This window comes from Leptolyngbya sp. PCC 6406 (genome assembly GCF_000332095.2).
In the GTDB taxonomy this organism is placed as follows: domain Bacteria; phylum Cyanobacteriota; class Cyanobacteriia; order Phormidesmidales; family Phormidesmidaceae; genus PCC-6406.
This window is the reverse complement of the sequence record NZ_KI913949.1, coordinates 43,421-67,112: the sequence shown is the minus strand read 5'-3', so window position 1 is coordinate 67,112 and position 23,692 is coordinate 43,421. Positions and strand designations below refer to the sequence as shown.

At 54.5% G+C, this 23,692-nt stretch carries 23 protein-coding genes and 1 riboswitch; of the genes, 15 read left to right on the top strand and 8 right to left on the bottom strand.

What is annotated here, in order from left to right:
* Positions 1-280 precede the first annotated feature (280 nt).
* A complete protein-coding gene (locus LEP6406_RS0200345; RefSeq protein WP_008312413.1) occupies positions 281-1,507 on the top strand; it encodes an aminotransferase class V-fold PLP-dependent enzyme in 1,227 nt (408 codons plus the stop codon).
* Between the two features lie 33 nt (positions 1,508-1,540).
* Complete coding sequence (locus tag LEP6406_RS0200340) at positions 1,541-2,203, top strand: hypothetical protein (RefSeq protein WP_008312410.1); 663 nt, start codon at positions 1,541-1,543, stop codon at positions 2,201-2,203.
* Positions 2,204-2,423: 220 nt separating this feature from the next.
* On the opposite strand, the gene smpB is transcribed toward LEP6406_RS0200340, so the two are convergent.
* Both smpB and LEP6406_RS0200330 read right to left on the bottom strand, forming a co-directional pair.
* A complete protein-coding gene (gene smpB, locus LEP6406_RS0200335; protein WP_008312408.1) occupies positions 2,424-2,897 on the bottom strand; it encodes an SsrA-binding protein SmpB in 474 nt (157 codons plus the stop codon).
* Between the two features lie 27 nt (positions 2,898-2,924).
* Entirely contained in the window at positions 2,925-3,191 is a 267-nt protein-coding gene (locus tag LEP6406_RS0200330) for a YciI family protein (protein WP_008312406.1), read from the bottom strand.
* Between the two features lie 206 nt (positions 3,192-3,397).
* Positions 3,398-3,472: riboswitch (Glutamine riboswitch) on the top strand.
* 32 nt (positions 3,473-3,504) lie between these two features.
* On the opposite strand from LEP6406_RS0200330, the gene LEP6406_RS0200325 reads away from it, so the two are divergent.
* From LEP6406_RS0200325 to LEP6406_RS0200300, 6 genes are all read left to right on the top strand, one after another.
* Positions 3,505-3,957: a glutamine synthetase inactivation factor IF7A gene (locus LEP6406_RS0200325; RefSeq protein WP_008312404.1), complete on the top strand. Its 453-nt coding sequence runs from the start codon at positions 3,505-3,507 to the stop codon at positions 3,955-3,957.
* Positions 3,958-4,796: 839 nt separating this feature from the next.
* Complete coding sequence (gene apcD / locus LEP6406_RS0200320; protein WP_008312402.1) at positions 4,797-5,270, top strand: allophycocyanin subunit alpha-B; 474 nt, start codon at positions 4,797-4,799, stop codon at positions 5,268-5,270.
* 85 nt (positions 5,271-5,355) lie between these two features.
* Positions 5,356-5,841, top strand: a complete 486-nt coding sequence (locus LEP6406_RS0200315) for an allophycocyanin subunit beta (RefSeq protein ID WP_008312401.1) — start codon at positions 5,356-5,358, stop codon at positions 5,839-5,841.
* Positions 5,842-6,102: 261 nt separating this feature from the next.
* The gene (locus LEP6406_RS0200310; RefSeq protein ID WP_008312399.1) at positions 6,103-7,527 is read left to right on the top strand and encodes a chlorophyll a/b binding light-harvesting protein; all 1,425 of its coding nucleotides are present in this window, start codon (positions 6,103-6,105) and stop codon (positions 7,525-7,527) included.
* Positions 7,528-7,854: 327 nt separating this feature from the next.
* Complete coding sequence (locus tag LEP6406_RS0200305) at positions 7,855-8,568, top strand: amino acid ABC transporter permease (RefSeq protein ID WP_008312397.1); 714 nt, start codon at positions 7,855-7,857, stop codon at positions 8,566-8,568.
* Positions 8,569-8,649: 81 nt separating this feature from the next.
* Positions 8,650-9,423: a class I SAM-dependent methyltransferase gene (locus LEP6406_RS0200300; RefSeq protein ID WP_263971105.1), complete on the top strand. Its 774-nt coding sequence runs from the start codon at positions 8,650-8,652 to the stop codon at positions 9,421-9,423.
* A 328-nt stretch (positions 9,424-9,751) separates the two neighbouring features.
* Here LEP6406_RS0200300 and LEP6406_RS0200295 read toward each other — a convergent pair whose 3' ends face one another.
* The gene (locus tag LEP6406_RS0200295; protein WP_008312394.1) at positions 9,752-10,531 is read right to left on the bottom strand and encodes an anti-sigma factor; all 780 of its coding nucleotides are present in this window, start codon (positions 10,529-10,531) and stop codon (positions 9,752-9,754) included.
* Positions 10,532-10,573: 42 nt separating this feature from the next.
* Entirely contained in the window at positions 10,574-11,161 is a 588-nt protein-coding gene (locus tag LEP6406_RS0200290; protein ID WP_008312392.1) for a sigma-70 family RNA polymerase sigma factor, read from the bottom strand.
* A 159-nt stretch (positions 11,162-11,320) separates the two neighbouring features.
* Here LEP6406_RS0200290 and LEP6406_RS0200285 point away from each other — a divergent pair, with 159 nt between their 5' ends.
* The gene (locus LEP6406_RS0200285; RefSeq protein ID WP_051463586.1) at positions 11,321-11,983 is read left to right on the top strand and encodes a DUF4439 domain-containing protein; all 663 of its coding nucleotides are present in this window, start codon (positions 11,321-11,323) and stop codon (positions 11,981-11,983) included.
* Between the two features lie 452 nt (positions 11,984-12,435).
* Here LEP6406_RS0200285 and cobJ read toward each other — a convergent pair whose 3' ends face one another.
* Positions 12,436-14,373: a precorrin-3B C(17)-methyltransferase gene (cobJ, locus tag LEP6406_RS26025; RefSeq protein WP_008310420.1), complete on the bottom strand. Its 1,938-nt coding sequence runs from the start codon at positions 14,371-14,373 to the stop codon at positions 12,436-12,438.
* A 634-nt stretch (positions 14,374-15,007) separates the two neighbouring features.
* Between cobJ and LEP6406_RS0200275 the strand changes: the two genes are divergently transcribed.
* The 4 genes from LEP6406_RS0200275 to LEP6406_RS0200260 all read left to right on the top strand — a co-directional run bounded on the left by LEP6406_RS0200275 (position 15,008) and on the right by LEP6406_RS0200260 (position 17,982).
* Positions 15,008-15,295 (top strand): hypothetical protein, encoded by a 288-nt coding sequence (locus tag LEP6406_RS0200275; protein ID WP_008310422.1) that lies wholly within the window; start codon positions 15,008-15,010, stop codon positions 15,293-15,295.
* Positions 15,296-15,408: 113 nt separating this feature from the next.
* On the top strand, positions 15,409-15,597 hold the full coding sequence (locus LEP6406_RS0200270) for a hypothetical protein (protein ID WP_027268706.1): 189 nt from the start codon (positions 15,409-15,411) through the stop codon (positions 15,595-15,597).
* A 201-nt stretch (positions 15,598-15,798) separates the two neighbouring features.
* Positions 15,799-16,434, top strand: coding sequence for a type II restriction-modification system restriction endonuclease (locus tag LEP6406_RS0200265; protein ID WP_008310426.1), 636 nt, complete (start codon positions 15,799-15,801; stop codon positions 16,432-16,434).
* A 6-nt stretch (positions 16,435-16,440) separates the two neighbouring features.
* Positions 16,441-17,982 carry an N-6 DNA methylase gene (locus LEP6406_RS0200260; RefSeq protein ID WP_008310428.1) on the top strand — a complete coding sequence of 514 codons (1,542 nt, stop codon included), beginning with the start codon at positions 16,441-16,443 and terminating at the stop codon, positions 17,980-17,982.
* A 315-nt stretch (positions 17,983-18,297) separates the two neighbouring features.
* Here LEP6406_RS0200260 and LEP6406_RS0200255 read toward each other — a convergent pair whose 3' ends face one another.
* The 3 genes from LEP6406_RS0200255 to LEP6406_RS0200245 form a co-directional block, all read right to left on the bottom strand.
* Positions 18,298-18,945 (bottom strand): Uma2 family endonuclease, encoded by a 648-nt coding sequence (locus tag LEP6406_RS0200255; RefSeq protein WP_027268705.1) that lies wholly within the window; start codon positions 18,943-18,945, stop codon positions 18,298-18,300.
* Between the two features lie 69 nt (positions 18,946-19,014).
* Entirely contained in the window at positions 19,015-20,301 is a 1,287-nt protein-coding gene (locus tag LEP6406_RS0200250; RefSeq protein ID WP_051463585.1) for a glutamate-5-semialdehyde dehydrogenase, read from the bottom strand.
* Positions 20,302-20,670: 369 nt separating this feature from the next.
* Positions 20,671-21,942, bottom strand: coding sequence for a tRNA nucleotidyltransferase/poly(A) polymerase-related protein (locus tag LEP6406_RS0200245; RefSeq protein WP_036028792.1), 1,272 nt, complete (start codon positions 21,940-21,942; stop codon positions 20,671-20,673).
* 214 nt (positions 21,943-22,156) lie between these two features.
* Here LEP6406_RS0200245 and LEP6406_RS0200240 point away from each other — a divergent pair, with 214 nt between their 5' ends.
* Positions 22,157-22,405, top strand: coding sequence for a Ycf34 family protein (locus LEP6406_RS0200240; protein ID WP_008310436.1), 249 nt, complete (start codon positions 22,157-22,159; stop codon positions 22,403-22,405).
* Positions 22,406-22,740: 335 nt separating this feature from the next.
* On the top strand, positions 22,741-23,692 hold a 952-nt coding region (locus LEP6406_RS26020), incomplete at its 3' end, for a serine/threonine-protein kinase (RefSeq protein ID WP_051463583.1).

Sequence of the window (23,692 nt, the reverse complement as noted above, 5' to 3'; positions counted from 1 at the left end):
GCCATCGCAATATCTGCCGACAGCGCCAACCCATTTTTAGGCCATTTTTAGGCTAATGAGACGGCAACGGCGTCGCGGGAAACCCTATTGACAGTTATACAGCATTGTGGGTGTTTGCTGGGCAAGGATGGGGATTGGGGTTAAAGGAGGCTGAGCCTGCCCTATCTCCCCAATCTGGCCACCTTGAAGCGGCAAAACCTACTCTGTTCCCTGAGAAGCTATCCTTTGTGCCTAACCCAGGGGATGATTTTGGAGCTGGAATACGCTTACCCTGTATCCCATGATTGATCCTTCTTCTCTATCCTTAGACCAGCATCGTCGGCAGTTTCCGGCCCTCGCCCACAAGCATTACTTTAACTACGGTGGGCAGGGACCCATGCCCGCTGCTGCGATCGCGGCTTTGCACGAGACTCAGCTCAAGATTCAAACCGATGGACCCTTTAGCGCCGCTGTGAATCGCTGGCTTCAGCAACTGGGGGCTGAGACCCGCACCGTACTGGCCCACGCCCTCCAGATCAGCCCTGATAACCTCACCCTGACGGAGGATGTCACCGTGGGCTGCAATATTCCGCTCTGGGGGCTGGACTGGCAAGCGGGTGATCGCATCTTGATGACGGACTGTGAACACCCTGGGATCGTCGCCACGGTGGCGGAACTGCGCCGCCGCTTTGGGGTGGAAATTGACACCTGCCCGGTGTTGGCAACGGCCCAGGGGGGCGATCCCCTGACGGTGATTACGGACCATCTTCAGCCCCGCACCCGACTCTTGGTGATCAGCCATATTCTCTGGAATACGGGACAGATGTTGCCCTTGGCGGACCTAGTGGAGCATTGCCATGGTCATCGACCGGATCCAGTATGGGTGCTGGTGGATGGAGCCCAGTCTGTGGGCATGGTGCCCCTGGATCTGACGGCTTCGGAAGTGGATTTCTACGCCTTCACGGGCCATAAGTGGTGCTGTGGTCCGGCGGGGCTGGGGGGGCTGTATGTGCGACCTGAGATCCGCGATCGCATAGCCCCTACTTTTATTGGTTGGCGCAGTATTACCACCGACGGCCAGGGCAACCCCACGGGCTGGAATCCCAACGGTCAGCGCTACGAGGTCGCCACCTCCGACTATGCCCTAATGCCCGCCCTGCAAGCGGCCCTAGCGGTTCATGACCAATGGGGCACGGCTCAGCAGCGCCGCGATCGCATCTGTCACCTGAGTACCCAACTCTGGCAAGGACTCCAGACTCTAGAGGGAATTCACTGCATCATGGCTACACCGCCCCCCTCCGGGCTGGTGTCATTTCAGGTCATGGAGGGGGGACAACCTAACCGCGATCGCCATACCCAAATTGTCCAAAACGGCGAAACCCAAGGTATTTTCCTCCGCACTCTTCTCCATCCCCACTGCGTCCGGGCCTGTGTCAGTTATCTCACCCTAGAGTCAGAGGTGGAAATACTGCTAGACCATATCCGCCAGCAGATTCAGACTGTCCGAATTCATAGACCTGTCCAATGAAGTTGCCTAGACACCGAATTGGATGATGCAGCTATGTTGTTTTTGACCCCGACGGCTACCGTGGCCGTAGTGGCAATTCTGGGAGTCGGCGCAGTCCAGCCTACGCTCCCTGCTTTAACGGCTCAACAGACTGAACAGATGGGGACGGCCCCAGCAGCCTTAGCCCGCTATCCCACGGAGGCCGAGATTGCAGACCTCCGGCAAGAACTGGAGCAAAAAATTCCCCAGCTCCTAGAGTCGGGGTTCTACACCGATCTCCGTCCCCCCGAGGAGCAGCAGCAACGGGCGGAGTTTGTGGCCGCTTGGATGGCGGTGGATAGCGCGATGGCCCAAGGCCGGTCGGAGACCATCGCACCTTTCCTTGGAGAATGGGGAGCCATTGCAGAGTCTCTGGCCATCTTCCCCACGGGGAACCCTGGTCAGGTCTGCATTATCGAATCCTATCTGGGGGGCAGCGACTTCTACCTGGGGCAGGTAATCAACGGCCAGATCTACACCGATATACACCAGGTTTTGGTGCTAGAGGGTGACTTTTTAGCCAGTTTCTTTGTTTACGAGGACGAAGCCAACCTATATGCATACAGCCATCCCTGGACCTTGGTGCATCCCACCGCATCCTCCAGGTTGACGGAACAGTACCCCGAAGTCATCACCCAGTTTCAAGCGGCAGGCTGTTTAACCCAGGGGCCGGATTAACCAATCGGGATCAGCTCAAATCCGTTAAGCCGCAGGCTTAACTCACGGCGGTTAAAACCGCTGCTATACAAACAAAGTCGGCCTTCGCCGACTAAACTAACCCGCGTTAGCGCAGCGGTTCCTAGAACTGGAGGGGCATAACCCTTTGGGTATGGCTGCGCTAGTGGCTGTATGGGCGCGGTTTTAACCAACCGCCCCTTAAGTACTAGCCGCCTGCCTATTAGGACCGATTCTTCAAGGCCCGCTCAACTTCTCGCTTATCCTGCTTACGCTTCAGGGATTCCCGCTTGTCGTAGAGTTTTTTGCCCTTCGCTAAAGCAATGTATACCTTCACCCAGCCCTGCTTTAGATAGATCTTGAGGGGGACTAGGGTGAGTCCCTGCTGCTCGACCTTGCCGATCAGCTTGCGAATCTCTTCGCGATGCAGCAGCAGGCGGCGGGAGCGGACAGGGTCGTGGTTGTAAACCTTGTTGGTGGTGTCGTGGGGGGAAATGTGGACGTTGTTGAGCCAGATTTGGGCATCGCGAATCACAGCGTAGCCGTCCCGCAGGTTCACCTTGCCTGCTCGGATGGACTTGACCTCCGTGCCCCGCAGCTCAACCCCCGCCTCGAAGGTTTCGAGAATCTCATACTCGTGGCGGGCTTGACGGTTATCACTAATGAGTTTGTAGCCGTCTTCTGAATACTCTGCCATAGGTGTTTTGCCGCCTTATTCCACGCCTTATTCCACTACTATGCGCCATTCGTGGAGTTCATATTCCACACAGCCATTCTGAACCAGGGGATCGCGCTGGACAATTGCCTCTGCCTGCGATCGCGACTCTGCTTGAAACAACAACATCCCACCGCCGAACTCTGTCCAGTACCCGGTGCGGGCTTGATGTCCCTTGGCGATAAGTTCGCGCACGTAGGCCCGATGGGCCGGGACAACGGTATCAAACACAGACTTATCTACGATGCCCCGCTCAATTTTGACGAACCAAGCCATAGAACCAAGTCAACCAAATCTCTGGTAGCGCTGGAGTCTCTAGCATACTGAGTGCTACTGCTGGACGGTGCGATGGTCTCCGACCGGCCTTGGGCCATCGCACGGGGCATCTTAACGGTTCCGGGGCGGAAATCCGATCCCTTAGTTTTGTGATCACAGGTTGACGATCACCAAAACTGTAAAATAAGATACAGACATAGAGCAAATACGTTCATCTTCTTCTCTCAATTCACGAGCCAGAAGACGGAAGTAGGAGGCACCGGACTCCGAAGGAACGCGCCCCATATTCCCGGAAAACGTATGGAGGCGAACCATGAAACTCACCTATCGCGGCATTGAATACGACTACAATCCCCCCGTTGCAGAGCTGGACAAAACGTCTGAAGTGGGCAAATATCGCGGTGTCGATATTCGCTTCAGAACCATCAAGAAAGCACCTGTGCAGCAGTCTACAGTTGATCTCATGTATCGCGGCGTAGCCTACCGGACGGGCGAAGTTACTGCCCCGGTTCCCGTTGTGACTGCGACTGCTCCCGCTGTAGCGACGACTGCCGCTGTGTCCACGGGCCTAGAAGAAAGAGCCCGGACCATGCTGATGGGCCACCACCGCAACGTCAAGCGCCGTCAACAGGCCATGATGGGCCGTTTAGCTGCGGAAGTTGGTCTAGCGGTGGATGATGCCACCCACTACTGGAACCATATCCAGGGCAAGGTGCACCCCAGCTTTTGGGCCACCTACGATCGCAGCCGCTCTGCCAGCAGCTAGTCTCTGGGATCTCACCTGAGGTCAACGGTGCCTGTCTGAATCAGTTCTGAATCAGTAAGGCCATTGTGAACATACAACTGTGAACGTACAACAGCGGGTCTGCCCTAGGGCAGACCCGCTGTTGTTATGGGCTAAGAAATTTGCCCAAAGTAACTACTACCCAGCCTCTGACCTAGCAGCTTGCTCTCCCCACCCTGCGGACAGAGCAAGCTCTATATCCCCTAGCTCCTGTGGCTACGCACAGACTTCGCCCTAAGACCTCGCCCTAGTACCGCAGGGCGTAAATCAGACCACTATCGTTGCACCAGCCCAACATTTTCCGGTCCCCTCTCCCCGTGTGAGAGGTCTAGGGTGAGGGGCCGAGTGTGCCACGATGGAACGGCCAGGGTATTTCCGCTGCCCAGTACTAGGCCCTGTCCCCATATTATGAATCCATGCTAGAGGGCAACACTTGCAATGGCACCTTAAAGTGCGTTGACTAGATCAATTCGAGGGCAACCATTGATTAGCACAAAATTATTTTCTCGCATATAAATACACTTAAACTTATATGTATCTTTTCTAAGGCAAAATGTTGACTGGTAACCCATGGCTCTTATTGTTGAAGAAGTCCAGCAACTCACTGATTTATTCGTGATCAACAAATAAGAGGCATCATCACTTCTAGTCTCAAGGGCCGGTACCGATGTATTTGTATTCGGTCATGGTTTGCGATCGCAACTACAACTTGCTGACTTGAGTGCATCAATCATTGTCTGATTTTATGCCGATGATAGAGTTGCTGGACGGATGACATCGAACGGGATGATCGTAAATTCAACCAAGGAGGATTTTCCGCTATGAGTATTGTTGCCAAAGTTATTGCCCAATCTGATGAGGCCAGCCGTTTTCTAAGTAGTGCTGAACTGACCAAACTTCAGGACTTCTTTGGAAATGGAACAGTTCGGATTAGTGCTTCGCAGAAACTGGCCAGCAATCAGCAGAAAATTGTTGATGAAGGCAGTAAGCGGTTTTGGGCTCAATGCCCTAATACCCCTAGCAACAGTGGTGATTCCCAGAAAACCATGTTGTGCCAGCGGGACCAAGGCTGGTATATCCGCCTCGTGAGCTACTGTGTCCTCGCCGGTAATGCCAAGCCCCTAGAAGACATTGGCCTAGACGGCATGCGTGATATGTACCTCTCTCTAGGGGTGCCCCTCTCTAATCTAAAGCTAGCGATGAAGTGTCTAAAAGACGTGGCCATCGGGCTCTTGACCGCAGAAGAAGGCGCATTAGCTGCCCCTTACTTTGAGCAGCTCATTCGGGCTTTCTAACAGTTGGCACTTGTCGTTGTGATCGCAGCGACATCCCATCGTAGTCTGAGAACCATTTGATCTAAAGCTTTAGTAGAGGAAAATCATGCAAGACACCATTACCGCCACAATTAACCCCGCTGATGAGCAAGGCATCTACCTGGAAGGGGAGCAACTAGACGCGCTGAAAGCATACTTTCAGAGTGGAACCCTACGGGTGAAAGCCGCCAGCCAAATTGGCGACAGTGCCGCCAGTATCATTAGCGAAACTGTGGCTAAAAGCCTGCTATATGGAGACATCACTTGTCCTGGGGGCAATATGTATCCTACCCGCCGCTATGCCGCCTGTTTGCGGGATCTAACCTATTTTCTACGCTATGCCACCTACGCTATGTTGGCGGCAGATGCCTCGATTTTGGACGAGCGGGTATTGAATGGATTGAAGGAAACCTACAGCTCCTTGGGCGTACCCGTTGAAGCCACAATTCAGGCGGTTCAGGCCATGAAGGAAGTGGTAACCCACCGGGTGGGAGCCGATGCGGGTCAAGAAATGGATGTTTATCTAGACCACATCATTGCGGGTTTGAGCTAACACTCCCGGAATTCAGGTTAGGTCGGTGCGATCGCACCGACCCAGGACTCTTAGGCTGAAATAGGCTTACTATTCTGTCGCGCCAGCCCAACATTTTCCGGTCCCCTCTCCCTCTGGGAGAGGGCTAGGGAGAGGGGCCGAGGTGTGCACGGTGGAACGGTTAGAGTATTTACGCCGCACCGACCTAACCCAAAACTCTAGCCTGAGTCATCCCTCAGGTGAGGTTCCTATCATCCCTTCTGTAGCAGTCACACCATCGCCATGTACGCCGTTAACAAAAACCAGGAGCAATATCCTTGGTGGGCGGGTAATACCCGATTCATCGATTTATCGAACACGTTTATTGTCGCCCACGTGGCCCAAGCCGCTCTGATCATGTTTTGGGCCGGAGCCTTTACGCTATTTGAACTAGCGGTGTATTCTCCCGATGCACCCATGTACACCCAGGGGCTGATTCTGCTCCCCCATTTAGCCACCCAGGGTTGGGGCATCAGCTCCAGCGGAGTCCTAGAGAACGGGTTCCTTCCCTTTGCCATCGGCGTGATCCACATCGTTGCCGCTGGAGTTTTGGCCGGGGGAGCCTATTTCCACCGAGAGCGTCTCGGCCCCAGTTTGGCCACGGCATCGGGTAATGCCGCCAAGTTCGACTTTGACTGGGATGATGCCCCCAAATTGGGCTTTATTCTGGGTCATCACCTCGCCATTTTGGGCTTGGGTGCCCTCTTGCTGGTGGTCAAAGCCACCGCCTTTGGTGGGCTGTACGATACCGACTTGGGTGAAGTCCGTTTAGTCACGGCCCCCACCCTGGATGTGGGTACCCTCTTCAGCTACCGCACCCACCTCTTTGATGTCAGCAATCTGGAAGATCTGGTGGGGGGCCATATTTATGTAGCAGTATTGCTGTTACTGGGAGGCGCTTGGCACATTTTGGTGCCGCCCTTTGGCTGGGTTCGTCAGCGGTTCATGTTTTCCGCTGATGGCATTCTGTCCTACTCCCTATTTGGCATTGCCCTAGCTGGGTTTGCTGCGTCCTACTACTGCGGCTTTAATACTCTGGCCTATCCCACCGAGTTCTACGGGCCACTGTTGGCGCTTAAGTCGGCCTTTTTGCCCTTCTACTTTGACCCCAATCAGTCTCTAGAGGCGGGATATTCTAACCGCACTTGGCTTGCCAATGCCCACTTTTATCTGGCCTTTTTCTTCCTGCAAGGGGGGCTTTGGCACTTCCAGCGGGCCATGGGCTTTGATCTCAGTCAAACCCTGGCGAACTGGCGGCAAAACTTTGCGGAAATCAGTGAAAATCCGACGCTGGTGTATCAAAATCCAGTCCACCCTGAACCCCAGCCCCTGTTGCAGGTACAGTATGAAGCCCCCCAGGCAGAACCTCAGCCGCTCCTGACGATGGAACAATCCTTTGCAGATTATCTGTATCGGCGTTCCCAGGGTGTGGAGCAGCCCAGTCTAGCTACCGCCAATGGGGTGCGGACCACGCTGTATCAAACGACTTACCAACTCCGTAAGCGGACCTTTTATCAAGCCCCCGCCGCAGAGACGGCAAAGTCCACCTTTGGTTACGGGGCGCGATCCCTGGGGCGGATTTACGAGTCTCCCAAGGTATCTAAGGGACAGTTGAACTACCCGACTCCAATTGATGCCGTCGTGTATGAGGCCCGTCAGAAACCATAGCCCCCACAGCCACAACGGTGCCGTTGGGGCTAGCGCCCCAGTTGCCCAGGACAGTGAAGCAGATTCTATCTAAAAACGCCTAGCCTCACTCTGAACTCAGCCCCTTGGGCCTGTCGCAGTGAGACCCTGGATCAGTATTTAGCTGGAATACTCTAAATTACTGTCCCCACCTCTCAACGAAAACACATAAGCCCCCTGCGCTCGTTGTACCTTGAGCGCAGGGGGCTTATGTTATGGCGGTATTTCTTGAGAAGTGCATGGAGAACTCCCTACAACAGAATGGGCTTGGTAGGATGGCAAAGCTTTTTTGTGAGGAGCGCGATCGCTGTGCTGCAATCCCTGGACTATGCCCTGACCGCCTTGCCGACTCTCCTGCAAGGAGCCCTAATCACCCTGCAACTGACGGCGGTATCCGTAGCCTTTGGGCTGGTGGGCGGCGTCCTTCTGGGGATTGCCCGCCTGTCTCCCCTGCTGCCCCTCCGCATTATGACGCGGATCTATATTGACTTTTTCCGAGGGACGCCGCTGCTGGTGCAGATTTTCATGATTTACTTCGGCCTTCCAGCCTTCGTCAGTAGCCTGGGGCTCAGCTTTAGCTTCAACCGCTTTGTTGCAGCCATTTTGGCCCTGAGCCTTAACTCCGCCGCCTACCTGGCGGAAATCGTTCGGGCCGGGATCCAATCCATTGACCTGGGACAGCGGGAAGCGGCGGAATCCCTGGGGCTCGGTCCCATTCAGTCCATGCGCTACATTATCTTTCCCCAAGCCTTTCGGCGCATGATTCCCCCCCTAGGCAACGAGTTCATCACCCTGCTCAAAGACACCAGCTTGGTGGCCGTGATCGGCTATGAGGAACTGTTTCGGCGGGGGCAACTGATCGTGGCGTCCAACTATCGATCCTTTGAGATCTATATCACCGTGGCGCTGGTGTATCTGCTGCTCAATACCCTCTCCTCCCAAGCCTTTATCTGGCTAGAGCGGTGGATGGACCCTACCCAAAAGGCCAAGCGACGTCCCACGCCAGCGGTGGCTGATTCCTAACCGACGCCTAACCGATTCCTAACCTAGGCAACGGGGGGAGATGGGCTATGGTGACAGGGTAACTTGGTAATGGAGCCCCCCGTGCTGAAGTCATTTCGCACCTTTGTTCTAGAGGGCATCCCATCCTACCTGCGGCAGATGGGCCTGCTGAGTGCGATCGCACTCAGCCTGAGTCTCATGGCCTGTGGCGATTTGGCCCTGAGGATGGACGATGGCTCCTATCAATATCGGGAACCCAGCGTTGATGGCATTGGCAAGATCTACATGGGGCGGGAGATTTCCCAGATCATGGGACATCAAGGAGCCTATTGGCTAGAGCGCCCCAGTCGAGAACTGGCGGAGCGTCCCCAGGCGGTGGTGGATGCTCTCGACCTCACCCCCGATGCCGTGGTGGCCGATGTGGGTACGGGTACGGGGTACATGGCGGTGCGGCTGGCGGCGGCGGTGCCCCAGGGACAGGTTTTAGCGGTGGATGTGCAGCCGGAGATGGTGACGCTCCTCCACGAACGTTTAGCGACAGCGGGCATTGAGAATATTAAGCCGGTGCAGGGGGCGGTGGATGATCCCCACTTACCCACGGCGGCGGTGGATCTGGCACTGATGGTGGATGCCTATCATGAATTTGCCTTTCCCAGGGAAATGATGACCCATTTGGTTACCGCCCTGAAGCCGGGGGGACAGGTGGTACTGGCGGAATATCGGGCGGAAAACCCGCTGGTCATGATCAAGCGGCTGCACAAAATGAGTGAAGCTCAAGTCCGCTATGAGATGCGGGCGGTGGGACTGCGCTGGGTGAAAACTGATGAATCTCTGCCCCAGCAGCATCTTCTATTCTTTGAAAAGCCCCTGGGGTAGCGGTGAAGCCCCTAGTACTCTGCGGCGTAAGTACCCTAACCGTTCTATCGTGGGACACCTCGGCCCCTCTCCCTAGCCCTCTCACAAGGGGAGAGGGGACCGGAAAATGTTGGGCTGACGCGACAATAGTGGACTGATTTCCGCCCTGTGGTACTAGTGTTTCTTCAGGAACATTTTGACGGGTCGAAGACCCTCAAAATGGGACCCCAACTAAACTCCAGGATTTCGGTCACCCGTCAATCATGAATTGACTGAGCACTAGTACCGGAATCCAGGGTCGTTTGTGTCGTGATACACCCGACATGGATTCCCATTTTCCGGAGATTGCCTAGCTCTGGGGCTGTCCCTGAAGAACAAGGGGACCGGCGGGAATCGGGGGAGCACTGACGGATTCTCGGGTGATGAGCATTTGCACCGAAGTGCCTTCACATAATGGACTGAGAAGTTTCCACTCGCTCATAGCGGCCCTATCACTGGGGTTGAACTGTCCACAGTACACCGGGTCAGCATCCGCCAGCGCCCAAAGACGATAGGCTTCATCGCTGGGTAACGGTGGCAAATCCTGGGTGGCAATCAGGACAGACTGGGTATTGGCATCAATGACAAGGCGACCTGTAGCTTCCGGCAAGGCGTCTGCCCCTGCCAGGGTATAGACCGGGTTACGGGGCTGGCTAAAGCGGGCGACCACCGCCTCTACCTGTTGCTTTTCTTGGCGGAGTTGATTATTGTCCATCGCCACCACCGCTAGCGCTACGGCTGTCACTGCCCAGCCTGCACTCAGGCCATACCAGGCCCAGGCGGGGCGGGATGAAGATGAAGACCGCAATGGTCCCTTTGGGCCGGTTCCTGACCATGGCACCTGAGGCGGTGGCGTAGCTGCTGCCGCCGTAGAGAGAATCCGATGCCGTAGGTCTGGCGGCGGTATCTGGGCGGGGAGAGCGGCAGGGATTGCATTCCAGGTCTCCTCTAGGGCCTCTAATTCCAGCCGGACTTCGGGGTAGAGATTACGCCATTGCCGCACTAGAGTTACCTCTTCGGTCTCTAGATCACCGAGGACGTACCCTGCTAAGATATCGCGCCAATTTTCAGGGAGAGGAGCTTGAGTCATGGCCAATGGGGGAGAACGGATACAGGGAAGGGGCGGTAGGGGCTAGATATCATCGGCTTCCAGGAGCGTGCGCAGACGGCGTAGCCCCTGGCGGGAGCGGGTCTTGACCGTACCCAGGGGCATGTTGAGACGGTTAGCAATTTGGGATTGACTACAGCCCTCGAAATAGGCAATTTCGAGAACGGTACGTTCCGCGTCGGGAATCTCTTGCAGAGCAGCCCTGATTCGGTGCGATCGCTCCTGCTGAACCACTTGCTCCGCCGGAGTCTGGGACTTGCTGCTGGGGGTCAGCATCTGGCGAAACTGTCGCAGAATGCGGAGTCGATTGCTGTTCACCCGCAGACGATCTAGGGCACGAGACCGGGTATAGGTGGCCAGATAGCTTCCCAAGCTACCGCGATCGGGGTCGTACTGTTGTCCCTGGGACAGGGCCATAAATACATCTTGGGTCAGATCCTCCGCCGCTTCTCGACTGGTCAACATTCTCAGGGCCAGGGTGTACACCAGTCCTCCGTAGCGGTCATAGAGGGCTCCTAGGGCATCCATCTGACCATTCCTCAGGCGGGTTACTAGATCGCGATCGCTTAAGGATGGGGTCTCAGGTTGCTCAGGTATCGAGGGGGGGGCCATAGAGAGTTCATTGGTTAATACGGGTCAGGACCGGCCTTGGATTGTGCAGCATTTACCCTATCACTCCCTCTCCAAAATCTAATCCTATGGGCTGCTCGTATTGTGCTTGGTTCTGATGTGATGTGGAACCGCGCTGAGAAGAACACAGTTGGAAAACCCATGAACTTGAATCGATCGACCGCCAATGCAATGCCTCGTCCTTTTGCTCTCTTTTCCCGTCGCCGCATGGTGGTGGGGGGTGCGATCGCGGGTCTGACCGGAGCCGTAGGTCTGTCTGCCCTCAAGCCGGGACGGGCTCAGGCCGATGACCCTGTCGCCAACGATATCGAAATCCTCAACGGTGCCCTCTTCTACGAGAACCAAGCCATCTGGGCCTATGGTTTCGCCGCTGGAGCCCTGAGTGATACCGACGTGGGTCAAGCCGTCCTGAACATTGCCCTCGCTAACCAAGCGGACCACGTTGCCCACCGCGATGTCCTCACCGAAGTCGTCACGGACTTGGGGGGAACTCCTGTGATGGCCCTGTCGGAATATGACCTGTCCAGCTACCTGGAGCAGGGGCTCGGTGGACTGGATTCCGATGTCAATATTGCCAAGCTGGCCCTAGCCTTGGAAACCGATGCGGCCATCGCCTACGGATTAGAAGTTGCGCGCCTGAAGACGCCGGAACTGGTGACCGCTGGCGTCAGCATTGCCACCGCTGAAGCCGCCCACGCCACCACCATCCGGGCTGCCTTTATCTCCCTGGGGGTAGATATTGCCTACGTGCCTTCCCCCTTCATCAGTGCCGACACCCGTGATGCCTGGGTGCTAGAGGTCTAGCGGGTTAAGTGCAGGCAAGGGGCTTAAGCCCCTTGTTCGCCGGAGTGTCATTAAGTTGAGGTGTACCTCATACATGAGGGAACCGCTATAAAGACGGCGTAGGGGTATTCAGTCGGGGCACAGCACTGCTGTGCGGCGCAAATCCTCTGACCGTTCCATCGTGGCACACCTCGGCCCCTCACCCTAGCCCTCTCCCAAGGGGCTGCTGTGTACACATATTTCTGGAAGGGTGCTGATGCCCCTTGCAAACCCCCCTTAATCCCCCCTTGTAAAGGGGGGAAACTCTAGTCCTCCCCCTTTACAAGGGGGAGTTAGAGGGGGTCAGGCCGGGATGCCCATCAAACAGTGACTTATGTGTACACCGTAGCCCAAGGGGAGAGGGGACTAGAAAATGTTGGGTTGACGCGACAATAGTGGACTGATTTACGCCTTGCGGTAGTGCTGTACCCGGACTATGGACGGACTGAATATCCCCGAGGGGTGATGAGTTTGCCTTGGTAGAGGACGGTGCTACGGTTGCCGATGATTACCGTAGTCACCATGTCGATGGGCTGCGCTAGCATCTCCGCTACGGTGGTGAGGATGATCTGCTCATCGGGGCGATAGGCGGCGCGGACAATGGCGACGGGGGTATCGGGGGCGCGGTGCTGGGCGAAATAGCTCTGGGCGATGGCAATTTGTTCTGTGCGTTTCTGGGACTTGGGATTGTATAGGGCGATGACGAAATCCGCCTCGGCAGCAGCCTGGAGCCGTTTCTCGATCACGGGCCAAGGGGTGAGTAGGTCGCTGAGGCTAATGGCACAGAAGTCGTGCATGAGGGGAGCCCCTACCCGTGCTGCTGCTGCTTGCAGGGCGGAGATGCCGGGGTAGCTGGTGACCTCGGGGGTTTTGCCATCCCATCCCTGGGCCTGCAAGGTTTCCAGTACTAACCCCGCCATGGCGTAGATGCCGCAATCGCCGGAGGAGATTACCGCTACGGATAGTCCCCTGTGGGCTAGGACGATCGCCCGCTCTGCTCGCTGCTGTTCCTGGGTAATGGGCAGGGCTTCGACGATCTGCCCTGGTCGCAGCAGGGGCCGAATCAGATCTATATAGAGGGCGTAGCCGATGACCACATCGGCTTGGGCGATTGCGGCTTGGGCTGCGGGGGTGATCTGGGCTAAGCTGCCGGGGCCGGTACCCACCAGGGCTAGGTGTCCAGGGCGTCCCACGTACTCTTGTTCTGCCTGGGCAATGGCGAGGGTGACGGCACCGGGATAGTCGGGGTGGCGCATGACCTGTTTGGTCACGCAGAGGGGGGTGGGAGGGTGGGAATCGTTGGGCAGGGTTGGGACCGAGCTGAGATGGGGGCCAAGGGGAATGGCGGCTGCCGCGATCGCAGCCGCCTCGGCCACGCTGGGGGTGCCCACGGCTTGCTCCACCACCGCTGAGGGATTGGGGACGGCAATCTGCTGCAATGTCTCGGCGGTGAAACAACGGAGGGGCCAATTGCGATCGCGGCCAAGATTCACCAAACCCACCTCATCCGCCTTCAGATCCAGACTGGCGAGACCCGCGATCGCGCCTAGGGCTAGGTGGTGAGATTGGCACACCGTTCTAATGCCCCAGTCGATCAGCGCTTGGGAAGTACCCCGCTCGCAGCCCACCCCCACCCACAACACCCGAGGATGCCACTGCACCTGGGGCAGCCCCGCCTCGGGGGGAAATTCTCGCTGGATAGGGCTAATCCACACCCGTCCCTGGGGGGCTGGGCGGATCTCTCGCGCCGGGTCCGACTCTTCCGACCCGTCGAACTGAAAGGGATGGTCGGGGGGCAATGCTCTGCGCCACAGGTCCGCTCCCGCCTCTTGAATCACCTGCACGGCTTCCCCCCGCGCAATGGCGCTACTGACGGCGGTCCAATTGCCGCTCCCCCGGTTCCAGCCCCAGGGCTGACCCAGCAGATCCAGGGCGGGCAGGTGTAGCTGGTTTGCGCTCCCTGTCAGTACCGGGGTGGCCTGGAGATATTGGCTCACTTCACGGGCGAGGGCGTCGGCTCCTCTCTGGTGACCGCCGCAAAGACTAATGGCAAACTGTCCCGCTTCATCCACCACTACCACGGCGGGGTCGGTGGTTTTGTCTTGCAGGAGGGGGGCAATCAACCGCACTACCGCCCCCGTCGCTAGGGCAAAGACAAAGCCGTCGTGCTGTCCCCAGCGCTTTCCCAAGGCTTCCCGCAGGCTACCTGGGTAGTATTGGCTCTGGAGTCCTGTAGCGGCATACTGGGCAACTTCCCCCGCCAGTTTTTCGGGAATCAGCAGGGGGGCGACGGCGGCGGTGCAGTAGGGAACTAGGGTGCGAAGGGCGGCGGGGGTAGTCGCGATCGCGATGGGATTCGATAGGCTACTCAAAGCGGTTTAGGCGTACAGCCTTTTCAGGATACCTGGCTTGTTCTACTGCCCTGGCAAATCGGGGGATAGGTCCGGGTAATCGCAATTTGCTGATTCTTATATTCACTCAAGACCTTGTCGGCGGGCCAAAGGGCTGTATCGAGTTGATTGGTCGCCAGGATAAAGTCGAGTAGCGCTCAGTGCGATCGCATCATCCTCACCCTCAAAGCTGCCCAAGATTCAGAAGATGATCATGTAGTTGTGGGCACCTCGATCAATTGCCTAGTTGTGAAAATGAGCTAGAATCCTATGGTTGCATTGGGCAACCTCACATAAGGTAAGAAAGAAAAATTGGCTCTTCCGGTCTGGCTATGGGAAACCAAGACCCAAGATGCCTAAAACCCTCTCATAACAATGCTTGTAAGCCTTAGCCTCACAAAAAGAGCCTTGAAGACTTATTTTAAGCTGAAAGCCTTGTATAGCAATGCTTTCAGGCTATCGGGGACCGATTTTCCATACTTAAGCCGGAAGAGCCAAAAAAATTCCCCTGTATTCTGCTATATAAAGACGGACAAAATAAAAAAAACTTTTAAGCAAGCTTAACATAATTGAACTTCAACGAATTTAGAACACAGTAGATAAGGAGAAAAGCTTTATGCGATGGGGAAGCTGGAATTTTGATGAGAGGCAACTCACTCTTACTCATGCTACTGAAAATTACGAGATCGACTTAGAGGAAATCCACTCTAGTGCAGATATACTTGACTGGATTTTTCAAATTCTTGGTAAGGAATGGGGAGATACAATAACTATTTATAACCTGCTTGTTGCATTCGAGGAAATTCTAAACCCTCAAGCAAACTATTGCTCTTTTGGTCAAGATAAGAGTGTAGATGGAGGTGCACTCGCTAAAAAGTTTATAGAAAAACACCGAAAAAACTGATTCACACCCTCATGTAAATATCTCTCATATACAAGCTTGAGGTGCTATCTGGGTTGCCTCGTTCCGCACGGGGTGAAGATATGGGTTGGGCAAGAATAGTTCGAGAACGAAGTGTGAATGATTTTCTTTCTGAAGAAAATCATGTGGTAGTCATCAAAATATTTTTCCTGCGAGCACTAGATGAATTAGAAAAGATCAAGAATAAGTATTCAAAACTTCCTTGGGGTGCAAGTCAAGGCAATGAAGAAAGCGCTGATGATGTGTTTCCAGCTACCCAAAAAATCTTTCCAACGGTGGAATAACGGTGATCGGCGGGGATTTCAGGGGAACTAACCGCTGCTGAACTCAATCGTCAAATGTACGCAACTCCTCTCTTCCAAACCAAGAACTGCTCACACTTCAGGAATAAGGTGAAGGATATTGACGTATACTTTCCTAGCTCCGCAAACTCATGTACTATTTCAGTGGCATAACCTGAAAGAAGAATGCAGCCAATACTGACCATGGAAAACTTGTGGGCTGAAGCAGCTAGGTTTGCTGAAATAGAGTCTATATACGACGAACCCACCCTTTATGGTGTGACAGATGGAAAAGCTATCGGAACTTATCTTGAACATAAATTCACAGCCTATTTAGCTCAAAATTATAGTCATCAACGAGGGAATTCAGCATTAGGTATTGATCTTCCTGCTCTTGAAGTTGACATTAAAGTAACAAGCATAAAGCAACCACAATCTTCTTGTCCCTTTAAATCAGCAACTCAAAAAGTATTTGGTTTGGGATACCATCTTCTGATTTTTGTTTATGATAAATATGATGACCCGGCAAATAGAACTGGAAGATTAAATATGCAGCATACTATCTTTGTGGATAAGAGCAGAACAGGAGATTTTCAGACGACCAGAGGTATTATTGATATTTTGAATCGAGATGGAAATAAGGATGATATTATCGCTTTTATAGTTGAGAGAAATTTGCCAGTCGATGAAATAGGTGCGAATCAGTTAGCTGATAGGATTCTGGAATCGCCTCCAAATCAAGGATATTTAACAATCTCAAATGCTCTTCAGTGGAGATTGCAGTACAGTCGAGTCATTCAGCAAGCTAATAGTACCTCAGGAATAGTTAGAGTTCGATAGATAAAGATGGTGAAATCAAAAGAGAAATGGCAATTCGGTGATTTCCAAACCCCCGATGATCTTGCAAGAGAAGTAGTTCAGACTCTTAGAGAAAATCATCAAATATCGCCGGAAGTTATCGTAGAACCAAGTTGTGGGGAAGGAGCCTTTCTTCGAGCTGCACTTAATGTATTTGCAGACTCAAAAATTATAGGTTTGGATATAAATAAGGAATATATTAAAGAAGCAAAGCTTTCTGTCTCTGAGTATTCAAACTCCGAAAATTTAACTGTATATGAGTCCGATTTTTTTGGCACCGATTGGAAAGATTTTATTTCAAATCTGTCAGGATACATTTTAGTGATCGGTAATCCTCCTTGGGTTACCAGTAGTGAATTGAGTATTCTTAACAGTCAAAATATTCCCTCAAAATCAAACTTTCAAAATCGTCGAGGTATTGAGGCTATTACTGGCTCAGGAAACTTTGACATTTCTGAATGGATGCTGCTGCAATACGTCGAGTGGTTATCGAAAAAAGAAGGTACTATAGCTGTTTTATGTAAGTACTCTGTTGCTCGTAAGGTAATACGTCAGGTAAAGCGGAAGTCAGGGAATAGGTTTTCTGCTCATATTTATTTGATTGATGCAAAAGCATATTTTGGGGCATCAGTAGAGGCTTGCCTTTTTGTTTTATCTACTGATGGTGACAATGATCCTAATTGCAAAGTTTATGAGGATTTACATGCTAAAAAGACATCATATCTAATTGGTGAAAGAGATGGATTAATTCTCCGAGATACAGTTAGATATGAGAAGTGGAGACACTTAGCAGGTCAAGATTTAAGATATATTTGGCGTTCTGGAATTAAGCACGATTGTTCTAAAGTAATGGAGTTAGAGCAAGTTCATGATGCCTTTTTCCTAAATGGGATGGGTAAGAAATATTCTTTAGAGGAAAGCTATTTGTATCCTCTTTTGAAAAGCTCAGATCTTGGCAATGGCAGAATCAATAATTATCGAAAACTTATTTTAATTACACAAAAATTAGTTGGTGATGATACAAGTCCTATTCAAAATGAAGCCCCTAAAACCTGGGAGTATTTACTTGAACATGATGGATACCTGAAAAATAGAAAAAGTTCGATTTATAAAAATAAACCACCGTATTCTATCTTTGGGGTCGGCTCCTATTCCTTCAAAAACTGGAAAATAGCAATTTCTGGGCTTTATAAGCAGTTGAGATTTTGCCTTGTTAAACCTCTGGATGGAAAACCAGTTATGTTTGATGATACCGTAAATTTTTTGTCGTTTGAGACAGAGGAAGAGGCTAAATTTATCTTTAAGCTTGTTACCTCAGATCCTTCACTAGAGTTTTTTGACTCTATGATCTTTTGGGATGAAAAGAGGCCAATTACAATAGGGATTTTAAGGCGGCTATCTCTTAAAGCTGTTGCAAGAGAGCTAGGAGTTTTAGAAGATTATTTGCGATGGGCTGAAGCTTTTCAGATGGCTTCTAACGGTCAGCTAGAGTTGGGATTGGCGGAGAAAACTTCCCTTTACACAGTTTAGATGTAAACCTAATTGGGATAGAGAGAATCCTCACGAATCTCCCCCCACCCGGTAGGCGGGTCCGTACCGGGCGGTGCCTCGGAAAAGTTTAGCAATTAAGACCCCATTGGAGTTCTTGACTTCCAGAGCTGGTTACGAAGTTATGCGCTGCTCATCATAAGCTCCCCCGGTCGGGTTCATCGCTCTGAGCCAGCCCCTTCGCCGCCTCTCTGTTTTCCTCGCTTCGGCCCTACTGCTCCGCAGAAGCAAGCTACACCCTGTCTAGACCATTACAGGACAGCATTTGGCTACCTATCTGCGATCCCTGGACCGAGCTTAGTCGCCCGTTTGCAAAGACTGCTCAAACTCTCGCAGTGCAACACTAGAACCCGCAACCCAGGCTCTTTCTACATACTCTGGCAGCAGAGTTTTGACCGCCACGGTGGGAAAGGTCGGGCTGGTCGCTAGTTTTTCGTAGCCCCCAGCGGTTAGCCCATAGAGGTTTAACTGGCCCTGGCGATAGATCCATACCTCGGGCACCGCTAGCACCTGGTACACAGCTAAATCTGTCAGGGAGGTGAGATCCATCTCAATGGCCAGATCGGGGGGTGGGTCAGTGGCTAAGTCAAGGCGTTCTTTGCCTAAGACAGCCCGCCAGTTTTGAATGTAGAAGCAGGCATCGGGCTCGGCCCCCGCCTCCTGGAAACGCTTTAGGGTAACTGGGTCATAGCTATGCCAGTCTCGATTTTGATTGCGCAGTAAAGCCTTGACCAAATCCACTAGGGTGTCAATGCGATTACCATGCCCAGCCATCGGGGCCATGATTACAATCTGTTGGGTCTGGGCATTGAAGCGAATTTTAATGGCAGCAGCATCCCGACGACTGGTCAACAATGCTTCGTAGTCAGCCCAGGTTTGGTCGTTCAGGGTTATTGTGCTGCCGACGGGTAATTGAATATGGTCACGGCTTACAGATACAAGCATTGGGAATGCCATGGGGGCTTCCTAAGCAGAGGCTATGCTTATCATGCCCCATGGGATGGATTGCAAAGGTTAATCCTGTTTCAGTAAATTGCGATGGGTGAAGGGGCGGGCATTGTCCCCGGCGTAGGTTGCTACGAGATGACCATCTCCGACCAGATGGTATTTGTAGGTGACCAGTCCCTCCAGACCCACTGGACCTCGGGGGGGGAGGCTCTGGGTGCTGATGCCGACCTCTGCGCCAAAGCCGTAGCGGAAGCCATCGGCGAAGCGGGTGGAGCAGTTGTGGTAGACCCCGGCGGCGTTGACTTGGGCGCGGAAGGTGGCGGCGGCGGCGGCGTCTTGGGTGGCGATCGCTTCTGTATGGCGAGAGCCGTAGGTGTTGATGTGGTCAATAGCAGCCTCTAGGGACGCTACGACTCGGATGGAGAGGATTAAATCACTGTATTCCGTGGCCCAATCTGCTTCGGTGGCGGTGGTAACCTGGGGCAGGATGGCCTGGGTAGCGGTGTCTCCCCGGAGTTCCACCCCCTGGGCTGTGAGGGCGGCGGCTACTTTTGGCAAAAAGAGGGGTGCGATCGCAGTGTGAACTAGCAGGGTCTCAATGGCGTTGCAGGCGGAAGGATAGCCCACTTTGGCATCTAGGGCAATGGCTACGGCTTGGTCCATATCCACCGTCTGATCCACATACAGGTGGCAGATGCCATCGGCATGGCCCAGCACCGGAATCCGGGTGTTGTCTTGAACGTAGCGCACAAAGGCGTTGGATCCGCGAGGAATAATTAGATCCACCCAACCGTCGAGGGCTAGAAGTGCCCGCGTCTCTTCCCGCGTGGTCAGCAGTTGCACCGCATCGGGGTTGAGCCCAGCAGTTTCCAGGCCGCTACGGATGGCCTGCACAAGGGCTTGACAGGAGCGGATAGCTTCTTTGCCCCCCTTCAGAATCACCCCGTTGCCCGATTTCACCGCCAGACTGGCGATCTGGACCACCGCATCGGGGCGGGATTCAAAAATCACCCCTAGGACTCCCAGGGGACAGGTTACTCGTTGGAGTTCTAAACCCGTATCCAGTTCCCGATGAATTTGCACCGTCCCTACGGGATCGGGCAGTTGTGCCACGTCCCGCACCCCGGCGATCGCGGTTTGCAGTTTGGCCCCATCTAGCTTCAAGCGGTGGTAGAGGGGCTTGGCGAGATCATCTGCGATCGCGGCTTCACAATCGGCAATATTCGCGGCGGTAATGGCGGCGGTCTGGGTTGTTAGCGCCTGGGCGATGGCCTCAATGGCCCGGTTTTTATCTTCGCTGGGGAGGGCAGCTAACTGCTGGGCAGCGGTCCGAGTGCGACGGGCTAGGGTCATCAAGTCTGGAGCCCCAGTCTCTCTCCCGAGTGCGACGGGCTTAGCTGAATTGCAGTCATCTGGATCTCCCAAATACAACATTGCCGATGGCTATTTTAGCAACTGGCTATCTTCGCGAAAGGCTGTGGCCCTAATTAGTGATCTCGTGGAGGGGTGGGGGGTGATGGGGTGATGGGGTGGGGGAGGTGAGAGGTTATAGGTGACAGGAATTTTGAATTTTGAGTTTTGAATTGAATTTCTCGTAGGGTGCATTCGCGAAGCAATGCACCGCAGAGATGCCGCGCCCAATGCAGGGTGATGGGGTAGGGGCGTGGTTTCCGCGCCCCATGCAGGAGGGGAGAGGGGGATGGGGTGGTATGGCTTCGGATATTAGGGAGCGTCGTCGTCGTGGTCCTGGAGGTACTGGGCCACCCAGGATAGCGCCTCGGTAGGGGTGGTGACTTGGCCTTCGGCGTGGGCCAGTTCTACCCCGGCTAGTAGCTCACCGATGCGGGGGCCGGGGCGCAGGTGGAGATGGCGCATCACATCGCGTCCGCTGACTAGGGGGCTGGGATGGGCGATGGCATCGGTGGGATCAAGAACGCGATCGCAGAGTTGGGTCAGCATGTCTAAGGAATAGCCCAGGGCCAGGGCCACAAGTACGACGCCGGGGAAGCTGGGACCAATGACCTTGAACAGGTGATACTGCTGGCGACGAGACAGGTTTTCCGGCGGCAGGGTTTGCAGATATTGCCAACCGCGCAAAATGCCCAGAACTGCCTGCTGCTCCGCCCGACTGTATTTGAAATGGGTGAGGGTGGCCTCTGCCGCCCCTAGATCCGGGGGGATAATCTGGCTCAGCTTGGCGGCTTTGAACCAACTGCGGTGGAAACCGGGGGGCGTTTGCTCCTTGATCCAGCCCTGAATCAAGGGGATCAAGGTGGGGCGAAGTGCCTGGATGTCCCGACAGGCTTGGTCAATCGCGGTCAGGGTTTGCAAGGGCTGACTATTGAAGTCTGGTAGCCAACTCCGCAGCACCTGATCTTCCCAGGCCAGCTTTAGCAGAGGTGTGCCTTCGGGCTGACTGAGCAGGGAGTCCAGTTCCCCCCGTACCCGTTCGGCGGCCATTCGACCCAGCAGTGGAGCCAGTTGGTGAATAGTGCTCCGAGTCTGGGGATCGAGGGCAAAGTTGAGCTGTGCTGCTTGCCGATAGGCCCGCAGCAGCCGGAGGGGATCGTCCGCCAGGTTGTCGGGGGCAATCATCCGTAGAATTCGCAGCTCCAAATCCCGATAGCCCCCGAGGGGATCAAACACCTGCTCCGTGTGGGGATGATATGCGATCGCATTGACCGTGAAATCCCGGCGGTGCAGATCCTCCGCCAGGGTTTCCCCCACCTGAGCCGCAAAGTCCACCGTGGCGTGGGCGAACACCACACGGGCAATCTGGTTTTCCGCATCCAGCACCACAAAACCAGCCTGGTAATGGCGAGCGATGGCCCGCGCCGTTTCCACCGCTCCTTCGGGTAGGACGAAATCTAAATCTAGGTAATCCGCCTTGCGCCCGAGGAGGGCGTCCCGGACACTCCCCCCTACTAAATGGGCTGTCTGGGGCAGCAGCGCCAAATCAAAGGGCCAAGTCTGGGGTGACAGAACAGAGGTCACAGATAGCGTTGCCGTGGTGAAGGGGGGTTGATGCAGAGAAACGGAGGGCAAGACGGGAACAGACCAGAAGGGACAGGGGCATCTATTCACAGCCCCAAGGCCGTAATTAGGTGCAGCCTTTCATTTTGCAACACGGCATCCCCTCTGGGGACAACTGGCCAAAAAGTTGCGTTAGATTAGCAAAAACTTAGCGCTCTTTTGGCGGGGAGGGAAAATGTGCATTTGTGTGAACTGTCATTATGTGGACCGCTGCACCACCTACCACGCCGTGGAGGGCCAGCACCAGCAGCCCCATCTGACGGAAGCGCCTACCTTTGAAGCCCTTGAACCCACCATTAACGTCAACATCCGCCAGGTAGACGGCGGCATTGAGATGGAATGGGACGTGGTGGGGTGCGAAAGTTTTCAAGCGGAGATGGGGAAGTGGGCCAAGCTGCGGCCTGGGGAGTTGGTGCCGACTTAGGGGGGTGGGGGAGTGATGGGGTGATGGGGTGGGGGAGTGATGGGGTGATGGGGTGATGGGGTGACAGGAATTTTAAGTTTTGAGTTTTGAATTTTGAATTGCCCGTAGGGGCGCGGTTTCCGCGCCCAATGCAGGATGTGGCCATAGGGGCGCGGTGCCCTCGACCAATACAGAGGGTGACAGGTGACAGGAATTTTGAATTGCCCGTAGGGGCGTGGTTTCCGCGCCCAATGCAGAGCATCGCCCACCAATCTAAGCATTGTGCTCACCCTCATACCCTCATACCCTCACACCCTCACACCCCCACACCCTCACACCCCTTGAAGACCCTGTGCTTGAATCCAGATTGTCCCCAGCCCTGGAATGGGGTGGCGGATTCCATCTGTAGGGGCTGTGGGACCAAGCTGGTATTGGGGGATCGCTTTCGGCCTGTGCAAGCCCTGGGACAGGGGGGCTTTGGGCGCACATTTCTCGCCTGGGATCAGGCGGCTACGCCCCCCACTCCCTGTGTGATTAAGCAACATCTGCGCCCGGATTTAGACCCAGTGCGGTTTTACCAGGAAGCTGATCGATTGGTGGACTTGGGGCAGCATCCCCAGATTCCGGCTTTGATTGCAATTTTGGCCTCGGCCCAGGGGCTTTGTCTGGTGCAGTCCTATGTGCCGGGAAAAACGCTGGAGCAGCACATCCAAGCGGCGGGGCCATGGACGGAGGAGGAAGTGCGATCGCACCTTCTTGCCCTCCTACCTGTGATCCAGTTCATCCACGACCATCAGGTCATTCATCGAGACATTAAGCCCGCTAATATCATCCTGCCAGACCCTCCCGGCCTGCCGATGCTGGTGGACTTTGGTGCTGCCAAAGCCCTGCGCCCAGAAACCCTACGGGAAACGGGGACGGTGATCGGCAGTGCAGGCTATGCCGCCCCCGAGCAAGCCTTGGGCCAAGCCGTCTTCGCCAGCGACCTCTACGGACTAGGGTTAACCTGCCTCCATGCCCTCACCGGACAGCATCCCTTTGACCTCTATTCCGCCACCGAAGACCGCTGGGTCTGGCGACCCTACGCCCCCCACCCCATCAGCCTGCGCCTAGTGCAAATCCTCGACCGAATGACAGCGCGATCACTCCGCCGCCGCTACACCACCGCCACCGAAATACTCACAGCCCTGCAAACCTCACCCCCCACCCACCCAACACCCCAACCCCCCAATACCCCAACACCGGTCACCCAGCGACAAGGGCAACCACAAGGGATTGCCCCTACGGGATTTACCCCCAATACCCCAA